Genomic DNA, 18,083 nt, shown 5'->3' on the forward strand with positions numbered 1-18,083 from the left:
GCGGCCATCATTCTGCGGCTTGCCCCTTTGCGAGTGGATCATTGGCCGCCTCGACCGGGCCGTCGTCGAGCAGGAAGCCGCCCGACTGGCGTTGCCACAGCTGCGCGTAGAGCCCGCCCTTGGCGACGAGTTCCTCGTGCGAGCCTTCCTCTATGACGCGGCCCTTGTCCATCACCACCAGCCTGTCCATCGCCGCGATGGTCGACAGCCGGTGCGCAATGGCGATGACGGTCTTGCCTTGCATGAGCTTGTAGAGGTTCTCCTGGATGGCCGCCTCGGCTTCGGAATCGAGCGCGGACGTCGCCTCGTCGAGAATGAGGATCGGCGCGTCCTTCAGCATAACGCGGGCAATGGCGATGCGTTGCCGTTGGCCGCCGGACAATTTGACGCCGCGATCGCCGACATGAGCGTCGAATCCCTTGCGGCCGCTGTGGTCCGAAAGCGCGCCGATGAAGTCCAGCGCCTCGGCGCGCCGTGCCGCCTCGACAAGCATCTCGTCGCTGGCATCGGGCCGGCCATAGAGAATGTTGTCGCGCACCGAACGATGCAGCAGCGAGGTATCCTGCGTGACCATGCCGATCTGGGCGCGCAGCGAATCCTGCTTCACCGCCGCGATCTCCTGGCCGTCGATCAGGATCCGCCCTGCTTCGAGGTCATAGAAGCGCAACAGCAGGTTGACCAGCGTCGACTTGCCGGCGCCAGAGCGGCCGACGATGCCGACCTTCTCGCCCGGCTTCACCGCCAGCGACAGGCCCTCGATCACGCCTTTCTGCTTGCCATAATGGAAGCGGATATCCTCGAAGCGGATCTCACCCCGGGAAACGGCGATGTCCTTGGCCTCAGGCCTGTCCTCGACCAGGCGCGGCAGCGAGATCGAGGCGATGCCGTCCTGCACCGTGCCGATGTTCTCGAACAGGCCGGACATTTCCCACATGATCCATTGCGACATGCCCCACATCCTGAGCACCAGGCCGATGACCACGGCAACCGCGCCGATCGACACCGCTTGCCCGAGCCAAAGCCACAGCGACATTGCCGTGACCGAGAACAGCAGCAGCGCGTTCAGTATGTAGAGCGAGCCGAAAAGCACGGTCACCAGCCGCATCGACCGGTAGACCGTGTCGAGGAAGCCGGCCATGCCCTCCTTGGCAAAGGAGGCCTCGCGGCGCCCATGGCTGAACAGCTTGACCGTCTGGATGTTGGTGTAGCTGTCGACGACGCGGCCGGTCATGGTCGAGCGCGCATTGGCCTGCTCCTCGCCGACCTTGCCGAGCCGAGGAATGAAATACCGCAGTAAGAGGATGTAACCGATCAGCCAGACGCCGAGCGGAGCCGCCAGCCGCCAGTCAGCAGAACCGACGATGAACAGCATGCCGAGGAAATAGACGATGACGTAGTTCAGGACGTCGATCACCTTGATGACGCATTCGCGCACGGCGAGCGCCGTCTGCATCAGCTTGGTGGCGATGCGGCCGGCGAATTCGTCCTGATAGAAGCTCATCGATTGTTTGAGCAGGTAGCGATGCACCTGCCAGCGGATGCGCATGGGATAGTTGCCCATCAGCGTCTGCTGGTTGAGCAGCGAATGAAGCCATACCGTGCCGGGCAGCGCGAACAGCACGATGAAAGCCATGCCGGCGAGCTTCCAGGCTTCCGTCTGCAGGAAGGTTTCGCGATTCTGTCCCGACAGCCAGTCGACGATGCGGCCGAGGAAGCCGAACATCCACACTTCCGCGATGGCGATGGCCGTCACCAGCACCGCGTCGACAAGGATGTAGGGCCACGCACCACGGGTGTAATGCAGGCAGAAGGCGACAAGCGTCCTGGGCGGCTCGACCGGTTCCGCTGCGGGGAACGGATCGAGCTTTCTCTCAAACCAGCTAAACAACAACATAGGTCGTGCTCACAAAATCTGTTTTTCCGCTCACGCGGCTTGGCGACGTACGAAGTCCCCGGACTGCACGGCGCCGAGGGCCGACGGCCCGGAATCATCCGGACCGTCGGCCCTGCTTCGCGCAATATAGGGGTTCGCGGGCTTTTCGCCGACAGGCGCGTTCGTCGATCCTGACGGCACGTTGCCGCCAGCCCGGTTCTTCCGGGCCGGCCGGATCAGCCGGACGATCCGGCGCACCAGCGACGGCCGGCCGGGGTCCGGAACCGCGCGCGAGAAATCGACGTCCGGCAGCATGCCGCGATGCGGCCGGCGGCGAACTTCGGCATGAACCGCCGACGAATAGGTTTCGCCGATCAGCAGCGCCCAGGTCGGCAGCCGGTGAATATGCAGGCTCCTGGAGCCAGGTATTCTGTAGGGATCGAACAACGGTCCATCCTCCGTATGAAAATAAAGATGAAAAGGCGAGGCAACATCGTCCGCCGGCATTCGGCCGGAGGCACGGATTGCGTCGGTGTCGGTCGAGAAACGACGATACGCTTCGGTCTGCACACGATGGCGAGCATCGGTCCGGACACGTTCAGGCGGGGCGTTCAGCCCTTTTGACTTTTTGAAAAACATCGCAGGATTCCTTCGAGAGCCGAAAAAACGTTTCGGCGGGAATCGGTGCGATCAAGTCTTAGAGAGTCAGGACAATCGTCGTACCGAAACCGCCATGGAGCGCGCAAGGCCCCAAGAGGGGCGCTGGATGTGCATGGTCATCATGAATTCCCCCTCCATCGGTTCGGGTTGACAATGGCCGGAATATACCTGACTTCGCAAAAAATGGCCACCCGCAGGCCCGGGAATTTCCAAAACGGCGAGGCCGCTGTGGCCGATCTGCCACTTATTAGAAGGCGGAAATGAACTCTTGTCTCCGCATCGCGCTCTACCAGCCTGACATCGCCGGCAATACCGGCACAATCCTGCGCTTCGCAGCCTGCCTCGGCCTTGGCGTCGACATCATCGAGCCGGCCGGCTTTCCGCTCTCCGACAAAGCGCTCAGGCGAGCGGGCATGGATTACCTCGAAATGGCCGCGCTGACCCGCCATGTCGACTGGAACGCCTTCGAGGATTGGCGCAAGACTGGGACGCGCCGGCTGGTGCTGCTGTCGACCAAAGCCGCGACCGCCTATACGAGCTTCACCTTCGCCGGTGGCGACATACTCCTGTTCGGCCGCGAATCCGCAGGCGTGCCGGATTCTGTCCACCAGGCGGCGGATGCGCGGCTGACCATCCCCATGCAAGGTGCCGCGCGCAGCATCAATGTCGCGCTCTCCGTCGCCATGGTGGCGGGCGAAGCCATCCGCCAGCTCGGCTAGGATCCGCGGGCCATCGACAACATCGTTCTTTCCGTCGCCGACGACAGCGGTTTCACCGGCCATTCTCACCCAGGCGCACATCGCCTTCTCCTGCATTTGCCCAATCGACACTTCTTGGCTACAAGCTCAACTTAACTTGAGGTCAAGCGGAAAAGTGAGAAATGGTTCGCGTAACGGAATTGACGGTCGGCCAGGTGGCCATGCGCAGCGGCGTCGCGGTGTCGGCGTTGCATTTCTACGAAGCGCGCGGGCTGATCCGCAGCCACCGCACGTCGGGCAACCAGCGCCGTTACGGCCGCGACGTGCTGAGGCGGGTGGCGATCATCAAGGTCGCGCAGGAGGTCGGCATCTCGCTGGCCGAGATCGGCGAAGCATTGGCATCCCTGCCCGAGGGCCGCACGCCGACGCGCGACGACTGGAGCCTGCTTTCGACCGCCTGGCGCGACGAGCTCGATCACAAGATCGCCCGGTTGAAGAAACTGCGCGACGGGCTGACCGACTGCATCGGCTGCGGCTGCATGTCGATCGACAAATGCCCGCTGCGCAACAAGGATGACAGGCTGGCAAGCGAAGGAACGGGCGCGCGGAGGCTTGTTCTTCCTTCTCCCCGTTCACGGGGAGAAGGTGCCGAAGGCGGATGAGGGGCTGCGCCGGCATCGAAATGTTCGCGCTGCCCCTTGCACCTGCCTGCCGGCATTCTCTCCCGGTAAACGGGGCGAGAAAACCTAGTCCGCTGCCGGCAACCGCCTGATGGTGAACTCGATCAAATCGCCCGGCCGCTCGAACCAGCTTTCGATCTCGGTCCAATAGGCTTGCTTCGGGAATCGCTCGAACCATTCCTTGGCTTTCAGGCGCGCATCGGAGCGCGGCAGGACGAAGGTCTCGCGCAGGAAACCGTCGCGCGGCATGCGCGAGCGCTCGGCCCGGCTTTGGTCGAGCCTTTTCTTGAGGCCGTCCAGCGGCGGTCGCGCCGGGGTGCGCACGAAACAACTCCTTGCAGGCGCATGACCCCGAAATCGGAACCGAGTTTCGGAAAGGATCATGCGCAAAACCAAAGTGACTTGACCCTTGCCCTTAAGAGATTAGGGATCGCGCCGGCAAAAGACGAGTCATTTGTGGGACTCGCCGCCAGCAACCGGAGACGGCACTTGGAACGACCTGAAATACCGGCTGGCCTGCCCGCCGACATCGAACAGAAGAAGATGAAGGCGCGCCTGTGGTTCGAGGCGCTACGCGAACGCATCTGCGCCGCTTTCGAGCAGATCGAGCAGGACCTCCAGGGCCCGCTGGCCTCGTGGTCGCCAGGCCGTTTCGACAAGACGCCTTGGGAGCGTGATCAAGGCAAGGGCGGCGGCGGCACCATGTCGATGATGCACGGCCGCGTCTTCGAGAAGGTCGGCGTCCACACTTCGACCGTCCATGGCGAGTTCTCACCCGAATTCAGGAAGCAGATGCCCGGCGCAGAGGAAGACCCGCGCTTCTGGGCATCCGGCATTTCGCTGATCGCGCATCCCTGGAACCCCAACGTTCCGGCGGTGCACATGAACACGCGCATGGTCGTCACCTCGCGCCAGTGGTTCGGCGGCGGCGCTGACCTGACGCCGGTGCTCGACCGCCGCCGGACCGAGGACGACCCCGATACCATCGCCTTCCATCGGGCCATGCAGTTCGCCTGCGAGAAGAACGCCGGCGTCGCCGATTACCCGAAATACAAGGCCTGGTGCGACGAGTATTTCTATCTGCCGCACCGCAACGAGCCGCGCGGCACCGGCGGCATCTTTTTCGACTGGCTGCATTCAGGCGAGGACAGAGGCGGCTGGAATGCCGATTTCAATTTCGTCCAGGATGTCGGACGGGCATTCCTCGTCGTCTATGGTCACCTCGTGCGCGCCAGCTTCAACGAGAACTGGACCGACAGCGACCGCGACGAACAGCTCATCCGCCGCGGCCGCTATGTCGAATTCAACCTGCTTTACGATCGCGGCACCATCTTCGGGCTGAAGACCGGCGGCAATGTCGCGTCGATCCTGTCCAGCCTACCGCCCGAGGTTTGCTGGCCGTAAAATAATGGTGAGCGCGATGTGAAGCCGCATTGATGTCCCATTCGGCCGAAATGGGCGCGGAATGTGGCGCGCGGCGCCTCCGAGGATTTCTTTTTCGTCTAATAGGCGTTTGAAAAGGCTGGCCTATCTGTCGGGCCGGGTCGGGAAGCGCCGGCGGTTCGCTCGAGCAATTCCAGGAAAAGCGTGCAACGTTTTTCCGTTCGAAATTGCCTCGAAAAGCGAGCCGCGACCCGACGCGACCGGACGGCCCAGGACCTGCGGGACACCCCATTGAAAAAGGATGCCCGCGCTTTCCAGGAGTACTCCCAATGCGCAAGATCATTGTTTCGATCGCCGCGGCTGCCGTTCTCGCATCCGGCTCGGTGGCATTCGCCGCTGTCAAGCACACCACCGGTACCATCAAGACCTTCGACCCAGCCGCGATGAGCCTTGTGCTCGACAACGGATCTTCCTTTACGCTTCCCAAAACCTTCAAGGATCCTGGCCTGAAGGCCGGTGAAAAGGTCAGGGTCTCATGGGACATGAGCGGCAAGAACAAGGTAGCCGAAGCAGTCAAGATCGTGAAGCGATGACCTGATCGCCCGAGCAGGACGACGCGATGTCTGGTCCTGCGTTGGGTAAGCGTGAAGAAGGCGGAGCAGCGCTGCTCCGCCTTCTTACCGTTGACGGCAACCGATGCCGCCCCATCTGTGTTATGCTGCTCGCCCCGCTCGCGATCCGGCTTCCCAGTGGAGATCGGACCATGAGCCAAGAAAGTGCCGGAGCCCCGACGGGCTCCACGGAGGAAAAAGGAGCCTCGACCTGGCTCCGCGGATGAAGAGGAGAAACCCCATGAAGGAATTTCACTGCGGCTCGCTCGTTCCCGGCTGTGACTGGCACACCCGTGCCGAGGAGGAAGCCGAAGTGATGCGCCGTGCCGTCGAGCACATGCGCGAGACGCACGGCGAGACGACCATCCGCGAGACGATGATCGAGGCAATCCGCTCGCGCATCGAGAAGGCCCGCGACGCGGAATATACTTTGCCGCGTCGCGCCGTTCTCGATCGAAAAATGTATTCATCTCAGCTAAAATAAACGCGGCGGTAACCGAACCCTGCGACTGTCGGACGGATAACTCCGGACTACAGTGGGCTGCCAAGCAGCCCGTCGCCACCAGGCACTGATCCGGGATCGGTGGGGCGAGGTGTTTCGCGCATGCGCGAAAAGTCCAGTAGTCGAGTGAGTTTGCGCACGACGGTGCTGCTGCTTTGCGCGCACCTTGGGGCATCTCCGGCGAATGCCCAGGAAATGACGACATCGCTGGTCGACATCCATCAGGGCTCGCCGCTCAGCGACCGCGCGAGAGGCCTAGGCGCCGGCGGTTATGAATTGCAGAACGGAAGCCAGGTATCTTTCGACCAATGGTATCATGCAAACTGGGTCGATATGCACGTGGAGTTGCTGACCCAGATCACGGAGAATACCGGTGTCCTCTGGGGATTTGGGACCGGAGAAGAAGGCGAGAAGTATCGGATCGAGCCCAGCCTGAAGCTTGGTTTCCTCACTCAGGTGCATCCGAGCCCGAACAGCACTCTTTCCGTGGCGCTCACCACCACCATCGGGGGCAATCTCACCGAAAAATCCTGCCAGGCCGATTACGGAGATTTGGGCAGCTACAGCGTCAACTGCCGGCTCGCCGCCAGCGAGATGGCGCCTGAGGAAACCTTGAAATATCTGGTTAACGCTAAACCGGAGAGCCAGCACCTCTGGCTGAACTACCGTGTTACGTTCTGATCGCCGGGATCCGCAGATGAAAAAATCATGTCGCCCCGAAGTTCGCGATCGTCTGTCCCAGTTCTTGTTTGACCGGAGTAAGAACATGTCAGCTAGTCACTTGAAATTCGGTATCGCCATGGCTTTCGCCATCCTGTCGGCGCCGATCGCGTCGGCACAGGAGGCACCCAATGCGGACGAGATGGCCGCACTGTGCCATGGCGGCCGCTCCATATGTATGAGCGCAACGATCCCGGCCGCACGCACGCAAGCCGTGCAAGGATGGATGAGCCCCGACGTTGGCGCTGCATGGGCCGCGGGATACAAGGGCAAGGGCGTCACGATTACCGTCATCGACGACTTCAGCAGTTCGTCGCGCTTCTCCGGCAATTTCGGCATTGGGGTGCAATACCAACGGCACGGCGAATGGACCCGTGAGGAAGCCGGCATGATCGCACCTTCGGCGACGATCAGGTCGAAGGACTTCACAAGCGGCACAGCCGTCAACCTGGCGAACGGTCTGAACGTGCTCAACCTCAGCTACGGCATGTATGCAGCCCAGGGCTATAGCGTAAACCAGATCGGATGGAGCGCGGAGGAAGCTTCGATCATCTCCTATGCCACCAAAGGATCAGCCGTTGTTTCCAAGGCAGCCGGTAACGATTCGATTGCCGTCGGCGGTATCACGAACGGCCAGCAGGACTATCTCGACATGGCCCTGGTCGGCAAAGCGTCGGCGATCTTCGTCGGCGCGCTGGCAACGAATGGCACAACGGCAACCCCGGCCCAGCTTGCCTGGTACTCCAACTATGCTGGCTCCAACCCGCTCGTGCAAAGCCACTTCCTCGTGGTTGGCGTGGATGGAAGCAAGACAGGCCTTTATGGCACCTCCTTCGCCGCACCGATCATTTCAGGATATGCAGCGATAATAGGCAGCAAATTCACCAAAGCTACGCCGACCCAGATCACCAACGATCTGCTCAACACGGCTCGCACCGATACGCTCGTCAACTACAGCGCCTCCGTCTACGGCAAAGGCGAAGCAAGCCTTTCACGCGCCTTGGCTCCCGTAGCAATCAGATAGGCGGGCAGCGTCTCGCCCGATGATGTTTGGAACGGCTCGGCGTTTCCGTGAAACGGTGAACCGCTCTAGGTTTCAAGTGCCTTCGCGGCGCGTTCGAGCAACGCGCCGCGATCAGGCGCAAACCCCGCCTCGACCCATTCCGCCTCGAGGTTTTTGAGAATCTCGCCAAGCTTCGGCCCTGGCTTCGCGCCGAGCGCGGTCAGATCGGCACCTTTCAGCGGAAACAATGGTTTTTCCCATTTGAGCGCAAAGGCGAGCAGCCGCGAAAAACCGCCGGCTTCAAGCAGCGCCTCATTGTCCTCGACTGCGCGCACCCGCGCTGCGGCGAGCGACAGCCGCAGACGGTCGACAAACCCTTGGCGGTCGCCGCGATAGAGCCTTTTCGCAAGTTCGCCCTCGGTCGTCTTCGGCCCGACAGCGACGGTAAGCGCCCAGTGGCGCAGGCGGTCGGCATTCCCCGTCGACAGCCTCAGCCTGTCGGCGAGAGTCTTCATGCGCCCCACGTCCGGCGGCACGATCGCTTCCAGCCTGAGCAACGGATCCGGCGTCCAGCCCAGATCTTTCTCGGCCTTGGTCAGCCCATGGATCGCATCGATGCCCCACTTTTCGCTTTCCGGCAGCGCGCTGGTCAAAACGCCGGCCTGGCGCATCCACAGCAGCGCCCGCGATGGATCCGGGGCCGAGAAAAGCTTCCTCAATTCAGACCAGACACGCTCGGCCGAGAGCTGGACCATGCCGTCTTTCAGACGGGCGCAGGCCTTCAGCCCCTCGGCGTCCGGCCGGCCCTCGCCATACCAGGCGAAGAAACGGAAGAAACGCAGGATGCGCAGATAATCCTCGCGGATGCGCGCTTCCGGATCGCCGATGAAGCGCAGCCGGCGCGCCTCGATGTCGGCGACGCCGCCGACCAGGTCCACAACCCCGCCGTCGGCTTCGGCATAGAGCGCATTGATGGTGAAATCGCGCCGCTCGGCGTCGAGCTTCCAGTCGCGCCCGAACGACACCTTGGCGCGGCGGCCATCGGTCTCGATATCGGCGCGCAAGGTGGTGACCTCGTGCGGCTTGCCGCCGGCGACCACGGTTATCGTGCCATGCTCGATGCCGGTCGGCACCGCCTTGAACCCCGCTGCCTCGGCACGGCGGATGGTTTCCTCAGGCAGGCACGTGGTGGCGACGTCGATATCGGCGACCGGTTGGTCCATCAGCGTGTTGCGCACGGCGCCGCCCGCGACGCGCGCCTCTTCGCCGCCCTCGCTGAGTGCGGCGAGCAGGCGCTGCAGGTGCTTGTCGGTGAGCCAGTCGGCCCTGCCCGCGATCGAGACACTCACGCATAAAGCCTTTCATAGAGCGTGCGGATGATGCCGGCGGTGACGCCCCAGATGCGCCGGTCGCCGTAAGGCATGTCGTAGAAGAACCATTCGAGATCGTTCCACATGCGACTGTCGCGCTTGTGATTGGCCGGATCCATCAGGAAGCGCAGCGGCACTTCGAAGGCGGCGTCGACCTCGTCGGCGTTGATCGTCAGCTCAAAACCGGGCCGCACGATGGCAAGCACCGGCGCGATGCGGTAACCGCTGCCGGCGACATAATCGGGCATGCGGCCGATGATCTCGATACGATCGCCGCCAAGGCCGATCTCCTCGAAGGTCTCGCGCAGTGCCGCCGCTTCCGGGCTGGCATCGGTCGGATCGATGGTGCCGCCGGGAAAAGCCACCTGCCCCGAATGGCTGCGCAGCCTTTCGGCCCGCTTGGTCAATAGAACCGTCGCATCGCCTTCGTGATCGACCACCGGGATCAGCACCGCGGCATTGCGCAGCGCCTTTGTCTGGTTGAGGCGCGGGTGACCGGGATTGAAACGATGGTCGCCATAATCGTCGCCGGCATGCGCATCCGGCTGCGCCGCGAAGCGCGCGCGAAAATCCGCTGACGAAAACGGCGCCGGCGACATCTGGTCCATCACGCACTCAGCCGCTTCAATTGGTCCGCCGGCATGATCGGGAAAACCGCGCCCCTGGAGCGTACGGCAAACATCGTCTTGCCGCCGATCGCGATTTCCTCGCCATGCCCGACCAGTTCGTACATGACCGGCCGCGCCACCAGCGCCTCCAGCCGGCCACGCACCAGGACATAGGGCTTCAACCCGCCGGTCTCGTTCTCGTCGACGAAGCGCAGCGGCCGCTCCGGTCCGACCTCGACCACATCGCCGACATTGGTGCGGAAAGTGACGATCTGCCCGTCGCCGCGGCCCGAAACGTCCATTTCGACGGCGATGAAGGGCGCATCGGCGACGCGGATACCGACCTTTTCCACCGGCGTCACCAGATAGGTCCTGCCGTCCGCGTCCTTGCGCAGCACGGAGGAGAAAAGCTGCACCAGGGGCATGCGGCCGATCGGCGTTCCCAGGTAGAACCAGGTGCCGTCAGCCTTGATTTCCATGTCGAGATCGCCGCAGAAGTCCGGATTCCAGCGCTCGACCGGCGCCGCGCCCTTGCCGGCTCGCGCCGCGCGCGAGATCAACGCCTCGAGCCCGCGCGCCTCGGTGGCGCCCGTAAGGCTTTGTTCGCGATGTTCGAAGGGTCCCGCCATGGTCACGAAATAGTCACTGTTGTTCCGCTTGTCAGCCTAAGTCTGTGATTTAAATTCCAACATAGGCGCCATGCGAGGCCGAATCGCGGCAACCCATGGTATGGTGCCGGCCGGTATTCCAACCATGGTATTTCCAACCAAAGGGATCGATGCGGCATGAGCGTGATGGTCAAGGAAAGCCCGATCAGCGAAAAGGACATGATCGCCGAGGCCGAGAAGGCGCTGGCCGACATTTCCAGGATCCGCGACGGCGTCGGCCGGGTCATCTTCGGCCAGGAGAGTGTCGTCGAACGCACGCTGGTGGCGCTACTGGCGGGCGGCCATGCGCTTCTGGTGGGCGTGCCGGGTCTCGCCAAGACCAAGCTGGTCGAGACGCTGGGCGTCGTGCTCGGCCTCGACTCGCGCCGCATCCAGTTCACGCCGGACCTGATGCCGTCCGACATCCTTGGCTCCGAGGTGATGGAGCAGGACGAGGCTGGCAAGCGCTCCTTCCGCTTCATTTCCGGGCCGATCTTCGCCCAGCTTCTGATGGCCGACGAAATCAACCGTGCCTCGCCGCGCACCCAGTCGGCGCTGCTGCAGGCGATGCAGGAGTACCATGTCACGATCGCCGGTGTGCGCCATGATTTGCCGGCGCCCTTCCATGTGCTGGCAACGCAGAATCCGCTGGAGCAGGAAGGTACCTACCCGCTGCCCGAGGCCCAGCTCGACCGCTTCCTGATGCAGGTCGACATTCTCTACCCCGAGATCGAGGCCGAGCGCCGTATTCTCCTGGAAACCACCGGCGTCGAGGATGCGAAGGCCCAGAACGCGCTGTTGCCGGTTCGGCTGAAGGAGATCCAGACCTTGATCCGCCGCATGCCGGTGCCCGAAAGCGTCGTCGGGGCGATCCTGGCGCTTGTGCGCTCGGCGCGTCCCGGCCAGGGCAACGCCGAGACCGACAAGCATGTCGCCTGGGGGCCAGGCCCCCGCGCCAGCCAGGCGCTGATGCTGTGCACCAGGGCGCGTGCGCTCTACGACGGGCGGCTTGCGCCCTCGGTCGACGACGTGCGTGCGCTGGCCGAGCCGGTGCTGCAACACCGCATGGCGCTGACTTTTGCGGCCCGCGCCGAGGGCACCAGCGTGCGCGACGTGGTGGCAAAGCTCGTGAAAGGGATTTGATGGCGCGCATCGGCGAGGTTCAGGCACCGGCGGCGACGCGTGACGCGCTCGCCCGCGGCCGGTTGCGGGCCTCGCTTGTACCCGACCTGCTGGTCGAGGCGCGCCGTATCGTCAACACGGTGATCGCCGGCTGGCATGGCCGCCGCAAGCGCGGCATCGGCGAGAATTTCTGGCAGTTCCGGCCCTATGTCGAAGGTGATTCCTCGCGCATCGACTGGCGCCGCTCGGCCCGCGACGACCATACCTATGTGCGCGACCGCGAATGGGAAGCCGCCCATACGGTTTGGCTGTGGGCCGATCCCTCGCCGTCCATGCTCTACAAGTCGACAGGCGCCAGCGTTTCCAAGCAATCGCGCGCACTGGTGCTGGCATTGGCCATGGCCGAGCTTCTGTCGCGCAGCGGCGAGCGCATCGCCTGGCCGGGGCTGACCGATCCGTTCACCGCCCGCAACGGCGCCGAGCGTATCGCCGCCCAGCTCATGCATGCCGGCGAGTTGCCGGCGAAACCCGATTTGTCCGATATCAGGCGCTTCTGCGACATCGTCGTCGTCAGCGATTTCCTCGACCCCGTGGACGAAACCATGGCCTGGCTCGACGTGCTCGCCCGCCACGGCGCGCGCGCGCATTTGATCGAGGTCGCCGACCCGGCCGAGGAAACCTTCCCCTATGCCGGCCGTACCGAGTTCACCGATCCCGAAACCGGCGACAAGCTTACCGCCGGCCGTGCCGAAATGCTGGGCGATGAGTATCGCCTGCTCTACGCCGCCCGTCGCCAGGAACTGGCCGGCTGGTGCAAGCGGCTCGGCTGGAGCTTTACCGTCAACCACACCGATAGGCTGGCTTCCGAGGCCCTGGTGCGCCTGCACATGGCGATGACCGCCGATGGCGGCTATGCCGGGCTGACCGGAGGTCATGCCGGGCTAACCGGAGGTCATGCCGGGCTAATCGCTGGTGGCGGTTCTGCCGGGAAGGCCGTCGCATGAGCTGGCTGCCGCTCTCCTTTGGCGCTCCCATGGTGCTGTGGGGCCTGTTGGCGCTGCCGGTGATCTGGTGGCTGTTGCGGCTGACGCCGCCAAGGCCGCAGACCGAGATCTTCCCGCCGCTGAGGATACTGGCGCGGGTGCTGAAGCGCGAGGAGACGCCGCAGCAGAGCCCGTGGTGGCTGACGCTGCTGAGGTTGCTGATGGCGGCCCTTATCGTCGCCGCGCTTGCCGAACCGGTCTTCAACCCGCGCGAAAAACTGCCGGCCGAGGGCGCGGCCCTGGCGCTGGTCGTCGACAATGACTGGGCAAGTGCCGCCGACTGGGACAAGCGCGTCGCCACCGCCGAGCGGCTGATCAACGACGCCGGCTCGAACGGCGTGCCGGTCATCATCGCCTTCACCGCCGAAAAGCCCAATGCGGAGATCGGCCCCTTCGATGCCGCCGCGGCACTCAATCGGCTGCGCGCCGCCAAACCGCGGCCGATCCCGACCGATCGGCCCGCGGTCTATGCGCGCGTCGCCGGTGCGCTTGAAACCCTGCCTGGCGCTAGCGTCGCCGTGCTGGCCGATGGCCTGGCGGCGAAGGGCGACGAGGCCGCCTTCAACACGCTTTTGTCAAAAAATGCCGCCCGCGTCGTCTGGGCGGTGGCCGACCGGCTGTCGCTGACCGGGCTGACGGCCGCCGACAACCAGGTCGATGGCTTTGCGCTGACTGCCATCCGCGCACCGGGCGACCCAGCCCCGGCGCAGGTCACCGCCGGCGCCTTCGACGACAAGGGCCGCCGCATCGCCGATGCGACGCTGACCTTCGCGCCTGGCGAAACCACCGCCACCGGCACCATGGCGGTGCCGTTCGAACTGCGCAACGACTTCTCTTCGATCGCGCTCGATGGCGAGCGCCAGGCCGGCGCCGTGCGCGTGCTGGACGAAAGCTCCAAGCGCCGCCGCGTCGGGCTGCTGTCGCAGGCCGAGGCCGACCAGGCGCAGCCGCTTCTGTCGCCGCTCTACTACATCAGGCGCGCTTTGCAGCCCTTCGCCGATCTTGTCGAACCATCGAGCGCCGATCTCGCCGACTCCATCCCGCAAATCCTCGACCAGAAGCCGGCGATGATCGTCATGGCCGACATCGGCACCATTCCCGCACAGGTCCGGCAGAGGCTGGTCGACTGGGTCGACAATGGCGGCACGCTGGTGCGTTTCGCCGGATCGCGGTTGGCCGCCGCCAGCAACGACGACGACCTGCTGCCGGTCCGCCTGCGGACCGGCGAGCGTTCGCTCGGCGGCGCGTTGTCATGGACTTCGCCGCAGCCGGTCACCGAATTCCCCAAGGCCGGCCCCTTCGCCGACCTAGCTCCGCCCAGCGAAGTCACGGTGAGCAGGCAGGTTCTGGCCGAACCGACGCCCGACATCGTCGAACGCACATGGGCGGCCCTCGCCGACGGCACGCCGCTGGTCACCGGCTTGAAAAAGGGCAAGGGTACGCTGGTGCTGTTCCACGTCACCCCCGAGGCGACTTGGTCGAACCTGCCGATTTCGGGCAGCTTCGTCGAGATGCTGCGCCGCGTCGTGCAGCTGTCGCGCAACCAGGGCGCTGCGATCGCCGGCGCCGAAGCCGCCGCCACCTCGCTGGCGCCCTATCGCATGATCGCGGCGGACGGCTCGCTGGTGCCGCCGACGCCGGATGCGCGGCCGCTTGTGCCGAGCGCAGGCGCGCTGCCGGTGACTTTCGAGAACCCACCCGGCCTCTACGGCTCCGAAACCGGCGTCTTCGCCCACAATCTGCTCGATGCCGCCAGCACGCTTGCGCCGCTGGCGCGCCCGCAGATTGCCGTTCCGGTCACCACGATCCAGTATGCCTTCGATGAATCGCGCAACCTGAAAGGCGCGCTGGTCGCGGCCGCCCTTGTGCTGATGCTGCTCGACACGCTGGCGGTGTTGTGGATGGGCGGCCTGTTTTCGCGCCGGCCGCGCCGTGCCGGCGCGGTGGCCACCACCGCCGCGATCCTGATTGCGCTCGGTGCACCGTTCGGCCATGCCGATCCGGCCCGTGCCGACGATGCCAAGCCGGGCGACGAAGTGGCAATCGAGGCGATTTCGAAGACCCGCATCGCCTATGTGCTGACCGGCGTGCCGGGGGACGATTCGATCAGCCGCGCCGGCCTCGAGGGCCTGACCCGCTTCCTGATCGAAAAGACCGCCCTGGAGCCGGGCGCGCCCGCCGGCGTCGACATCTCGAAGGACGAACTGTCGTTCTATCCGCTGATCTATTGGCCGATCGACCCAGCTGCGGCGATGCCGAGCCAGGCCGCGATCGCCCGCATCGATGCCTATATGCAGCAAGGCGGCACGGTGCTGTTCGACACGCGCGACCAGTTCGCCAACGGCATCGGCGCCGATTCGACCAGTCCAGCGACCGAGCGGCTGCGCGACATCCTCGGCGATCTCAACGTGCCGCCGCTGGAGCCGGTGCCGTCAGACCACGTGCTGACCAAGTCCTTCTTCATCCTGCCCGAATTCCCCGGCCGCTTCGCCGGCAGCCCGCTCTGGGTCGAGGCGTCGCTCGATGCCAGCAACGCCGACAACCGCCCGGTGCGCACCGGCGACGGCGTCTCGCCGATCATGATCACCGCCAATGATTTCGCCGGCGCCTGGGCGGTCGACGAGAACGGCGACGCGCTGCTGCCGACGGTGCCGGCCGACCCGATGCAGCGGATCTACGCATTGCGCGCCGGCGTCAACATCATGATGTACATGCTGACCGGCAACTACAAATCCGATCAGGTGCACGTCCCCATATTGCTCGAACGGCTGGGGCAATAGGATGACGCTCTTTCTTGCGCGCTCCGCGGATCAACCCCTCCCTGCAAGGAGAGGCTAAGGCATGAACTGGTCGATCTCCTTCGAGCCGCTGATTTCCTGGCCATTGCTGGCTTTGGTGCTGGTGCCGCTGGCGCTGCTTGCGCTTGTCGGCCTGTGGTTTCGCCAGCGTGGCGGCGTCCTGCGTCTGGTGGCCCTGCTGGCGCTCGCCGCCGCCCTGTTCAATCCAGTGTTTCTCAACGAAGAACGCGAGCCGCTGAAAAGCGTCGTCGCCCTCGTCGTCGACCGCAGCCAGAGCCAGGACATCGGCGAGCGCACCAAGCAGACCGACGAAGCGCTGGCCGGGCTGCAGCAGCGTCTCGGCCGCTTCAAGCAATTCGACGTGCGCGTCGTCGAGGCCGGCAAGGCCCAAGCCGCCGAGGAGCGTACCGAAACCCGGCTGTTCGGCGCGCTTGAGGGGGCGCTTCGCGACGTGCCGCCCTCGCGCATCGGCGGCGCCATCATGATCACCGATGGCGAGGTGCATGACGCGCCCGCCGGCAAGCCCGACTTCAATGCCCCGATGCATGCGCTGATCACCGGCAACGAGCATGAAAAGGACCGCCGCATCCGCTTCGAGCACGCGCCGCGCTTTGGCCTCGTCGGCAAGCCGCTCGACATGACCTATCGCGTCATCTCGACCGAGAACGAGACCGGCCCGGTCGACGTGCGCGTCTCGGTAAATGGTGAGCAGCTCGCCGTCGAGCATGCCACCGTCGGTCAGGCCATGCCGCTGCAGGTGACCATTCCCAGCGCCGGACGAAACATCGTCGAACTCGCCATCGACCGCGAACCGGGCGAACTGACCGATGCCAACAACCGCGCCATCGCGCTCATCGACGGTATCCGTGAGAATTTGCGTGTGCTGCTCGTCTCCGGCGAGCCGCATGCGGGCGAACGCACCTGGCGCAACCTGTTGAAATCCGACGCCTCGGTCGATCTCGTCCATTTCACCATTCTGCGGCCGCCGGAAAAACAGGACGGTACGCCGATCAACGAATTGTCGCTGATCGCCTTCCCGACCCGCGAACTGTTCGTCGAGAAGATCAAGGATTTCGACCTCATCATTTTTGACCGCTACCAGCACCGCGACGTGCTGCCGATCCTCTATTACGACTACATCTCCGAATATGTCGAAAAGGGCGGCGCGTTGCTGATCGCCGCCGGTCCCGAATATGCCGGCGAAAGTTCGATCGCGCGCACGCCGCTGATGTCGGCCCTGCCGGCGATGCCGACCGGCGAGGTGGTCGACAAGGCCTTCTATCCGCGCCTCACCGATCTCGGCCAGCGCCACCCGGTTACACGCGGGCTCGACGGTTCGGCCGCCGAGCCGCCGCACTGGAGCCGCTGGTTCCGCACCATCGGCGTGCAGAACCCCGAAGGCGAGGTGGTGATGAAGGGCGCCGACAACCGGCCGCTGCTGCTGCTCGACCACAAGGGCGAAGGCCGCGTCGGCATGCTCCTGTCCGACCAGGGCTGGCTGTGGGCGCGCGGCTTCGAGGGGGGCGGCCCGCACGTCCAGCTCTACCGGCGCATCGCCCACTGGCTGATGAAGGAGCCCGAGCTCGAGGAAGAGCGTCTGACCGCCGACGGCCGCGGCATGGTGCTGGAGATCCGCCGCCAGACCATGGCCGACGATCCAGGCCCCGCCCAGATCATCACCCCCTCCGGCAAGACGTTGAGCGTCAGGCTGGAGAAATCCGAGCCCGGCGTCTTCCTCGGCAGCGTCGAAACCAACGAGATCGGCCTCTACCAGGTCGCCAATGGCGACCTGACCGCGCTCGCCCATGTCGGACCGGTCAACGCACCGGAATTCGCCGATGTCGTCTCCACCGAAAATCGGCTGAAAGCGCCTGCGGAAGCCACCGGCGGCGGCGTGCGGCGGCTGGCGTCGTCCTCTGCCCTTGGCAGTGGCGTGACGCTGCCCTCCGTCGTGCCGGTGCGCTCGGCCGGCGCGGCATCCGGCAGCGACTGGATCGGCCTGCGCACCACCGACGACAGCGTCTTAAAAGCCGTTTCCCGCGTGCCGCTGTTCGGCGGCTTTCTCGGCCTCGGCCTGCTGCTCCTGGCAATGGGTTCGATGTGGTACCGCGAGGGACGGTAGCTCCCTTCTCCCCGTCACTATACGGGGAGAAGGTGCCGGTCCACCCTCTGCAGCGCAGCTGCTGGGGAGGACGGGCAGGCGGATGAGGGGCAGCGCCAACTTGAAGTGATTGGCAATCTCCACGACCTGCGTAAGTGAATTAGTCGACCGTGAACAATCCGGGCTCTAAGCGGCGACCGGCTTGGGCCGGAGTTGGAAGAGAGCGATCAAGAGGGACAAAAAACCCTTCAGCCACCTGAGCAG

General features: G+C 64.6%; 17 protein-coding genes. 11 read left to right on the forward strand and 6 right to left on the reverse strand.

Annotated features, from left to right (window positions below; all coding sequences use genetic code 11):
* Nucleotides 1-7: 7 nt before the first annotated feature.
* Both NKI49_RS25460 and NKI49_RS25465 read right to left on the reverse strand, forming a co-directional pair.
* Entirely contained in the window at nt 8-1,894 is a 1,887-nt protein-coding gene (locus NKI49_RS25460) for an ABC transporter ATP-binding protein (protein ID WP_352605186.1), read from the reverse strand.
* Nucleotides 1,895-1,924: 30 nt separating this feature from the next.
* Entirely contained in the window at nt 1,925-2,320 is a 396-nt protein-coding gene (locus tag NKI49_RS25465) for a hypothetical protein (RefSeq protein ID WP_352605184.1), read from the reverse strand.
* A 473-nt stretch (nt 2,321-2,793) separates the two neighbouring features.
* Here NKI49_RS25465 and NKI49_RS25470 point away from each other — a divergent pair, with 473 nt between their 5' ends.
* Nucleotides 2,794-3,252, forward strand: a complete 459-nt coding sequence (locus NKI49_RS25470) for a tRNA (cytidine(34)-2'-O)-methyltransferase (RefSeq protein WP_352605182.1) — start codon at nt 2,794-2,796, stop codon at nt 3,250-3,252.
* Nucleotides 3,253-3,413: 161 nt separating this feature from the next.
* Complete coding sequence (gene soxR, locus NKI49_RS25475) at nt 3,414-3,893, forward strand: redox-sensitive transcriptional activator SoxR (protein ID WP_352605180.1); 480 nt, start codon at nt 3,414-3,416, stop codon at nt 3,891-3,893.
* An 84-nt stretch (nt 3,894-3,977) separates the two neighbouring features.
* Here the strand turns inward: soxR and NKI49_RS25480 are convergent, their stop codons facing one another.
* Entirely contained in the window at nt 3,978-4,235 is a 258-nt protein-coding gene (locus NKI49_RS25480) for a hypothetical protein (protein ID WP_027024452.1), read from the reverse strand.
* A 165-nt stretch (nt 4,236-4,400) separates the two neighbouring features.
* Between NKI49_RS25480 and hemF the strand changes: the two genes are divergently transcribed.
* The 5 genes from hemF (at nt 4,401) to NKI49_RS25505 (ending at nt 8,151) form a co-directional block, all read left to right on the forward strand.
* Entirely contained in the window at nt 4,401-5,315 is a 915-nt protein-coding gene (hemF, locus tag NKI49_RS25485) for an oxygen-dependent coproporphyrinogen oxidase (protein WP_352605178.1), read from the forward strand.
* Between the two features lie 308 nt (nt 5,316-5,623).
* The gene (locus tag NKI49_RS25490; protein ID WP_352605176.1) at nt 5,624-5,887 is read left to right on the forward strand and encodes a DUF1344 domain-containing protein; all 264 of its coding nucleotides are present in this window, start codon (nt 5,624-5,626) and stop codon (nt 5,885-5,887) included.
* 259 nt (nt 5,888-6,146) lie between these two features.
* Nucleotides 6,147-6,389, forward strand: a complete 243-nt coding sequence (locus NKI49_RS25495) for a DUF1059 domain-containing protein (protein WP_352695806.1) — start codon at nt 6,147-6,149, stop codon at nt 6,387-6,389.
* Nucleotides 6,390-6,509: 120 nt separating this feature from the next.
* Nucleotides 6,510-7,088, forward strand: a complete 579-nt coding sequence (locus NKI49_RS25500) for a hypothetical protein (RefSeq protein ID WP_352605172.1) — start codon at nt 6,510-6,512, stop codon at nt 7,086-7,088.
* 16 nt (nt 7,089-7,104) lie between these two features.
* The gene (locus NKI49_RS25505; protein WP_352605170.1) at nt 7,105-8,151 is read left to right on the forward strand and encodes a S8 family serine peptidase; all 1,047 of its coding nucleotides are present in this window, start codon (nt 7,105-7,107) and stop codon (nt 8,149-8,151) included.
* 65 nt (nt 8,152-8,216) lie between these two features.
* Here the strand turns inward: NKI49_RS25505 and NKI49_RS25510 are convergent, their stop codons facing one another.
* From NKI49_RS25510 to NKI49_RS25520, 3 genes are read right to left on the reverse strand one after another with little or no spacing between them, the layout of a single operon-like run.
* The gene (locus tag NKI49_RS25510; RefSeq protein WP_352605168.1) at nt 8,217-9,479 is read right to left on the reverse strand and encodes a CCA tRNA nucleotidyltransferase; all 1,263 of its coding nucleotides are present in this window, start codon (nt 9,477-9,479) and stop codon (nt 8,217-8,219) included.
* Entirely contained in the window at nt 9,476-10,108 is a 633-nt protein-coding gene (locus NKI49_RS25515) for a CoA pyrophosphatase (protein WP_352605166.1), read from the reverse strand. Before NKI49_RS25515 ends, NKI49_RS25510 begins: the two co-directional genes overlap by 4 nt.
* Nucleotides 10,108-10,737: a DUF1285 domain-containing protein gene (locus NKI49_RS25520; protein WP_352605299.1), complete on the reverse strand. Its 630-nt coding sequence runs from the start codon at nt 10,735-10,737 to the stop codon at nt 10,108-10,110. Before NKI49_RS25520 ends, NKI49_RS25515 begins: the two co-directional genes overlap by 1 nt.
* 156 nt (nt 10,738-10,893) lie before the next feature.
* Between NKI49_RS25520 and NKI49_RS25525 the strand changes: the two genes are divergently transcribed.
* The 4 genes from NKI49_RS25525 to NKI49_RS25540 all read left to right on the forward strand — a co-directional run bounded on the left by NKI49_RS25525 (nt 10,894) and on the right by NKI49_RS25540 (nt 17,840).
* The gene (locus tag NKI49_RS25525) at nt 10,894-11,898 is read left to right on the forward strand and encodes an AAA family ATPase (RefSeq protein WP_352605164.1); all 1,005 of its coding nucleotides are present in this window, start codon (nt 10,894-10,896) and stop codon (nt 11,896-11,898) included.
* A complete protein-coding gene (locus tag NKI49_RS25530; RefSeq protein WP_352605162.1) occupies nt 11,898-12,881 on the forward strand; it encodes a DUF58 domain-containing protein in 984 nt (327 codons plus the stop codon). The genes NKI49_RS25525 and NKI49_RS25530 overlap by 1 nt, the downstream gene beginning before the upstream one ends.
* The gene (locus NKI49_RS25535; RefSeq protein WP_352605160.1) at nt 12,878-15,700 is read left to right on the forward strand and encodes a DUF4159 domain-containing protein; all 2,823 of its coding nucleotides are present in this window, start codon (nt 12,878-12,880) and stop codon (nt 15,698-15,700) included. The genes NKI49_RS25530 and NKI49_RS25535 overlap by 4 nt, the downstream gene beginning before the upstream one ends.
* Nucleotides 15,701-15,761: 61 nt before the next feature.
* Nucleotides 15,762-17,840 carry a hypothetical protein gene (locus tag NKI49_RS25540; protein WP_352605158.1) on the forward strand — a complete coding sequence of 693 codons (2,079 nt, stop codon included), beginning with the start codon at nt 15,762-15,764 and terminating at the stop codon, nt 17,838-17,840.
* The last annotated feature ends 243 nt before the right edge of the window (nt 17,841-18,083 follow it).

The sequence above is a fragment of the Mesorhizobium sp. M0587 genome (genome assembly GCF_040320945.1).
Taxonomy (GTDB): domain Bacteria; phylum Pseudomonadota; class Alphaproteobacteria; order Rhizobiales; family Rhizobiaceae; genus Mesorhizobium.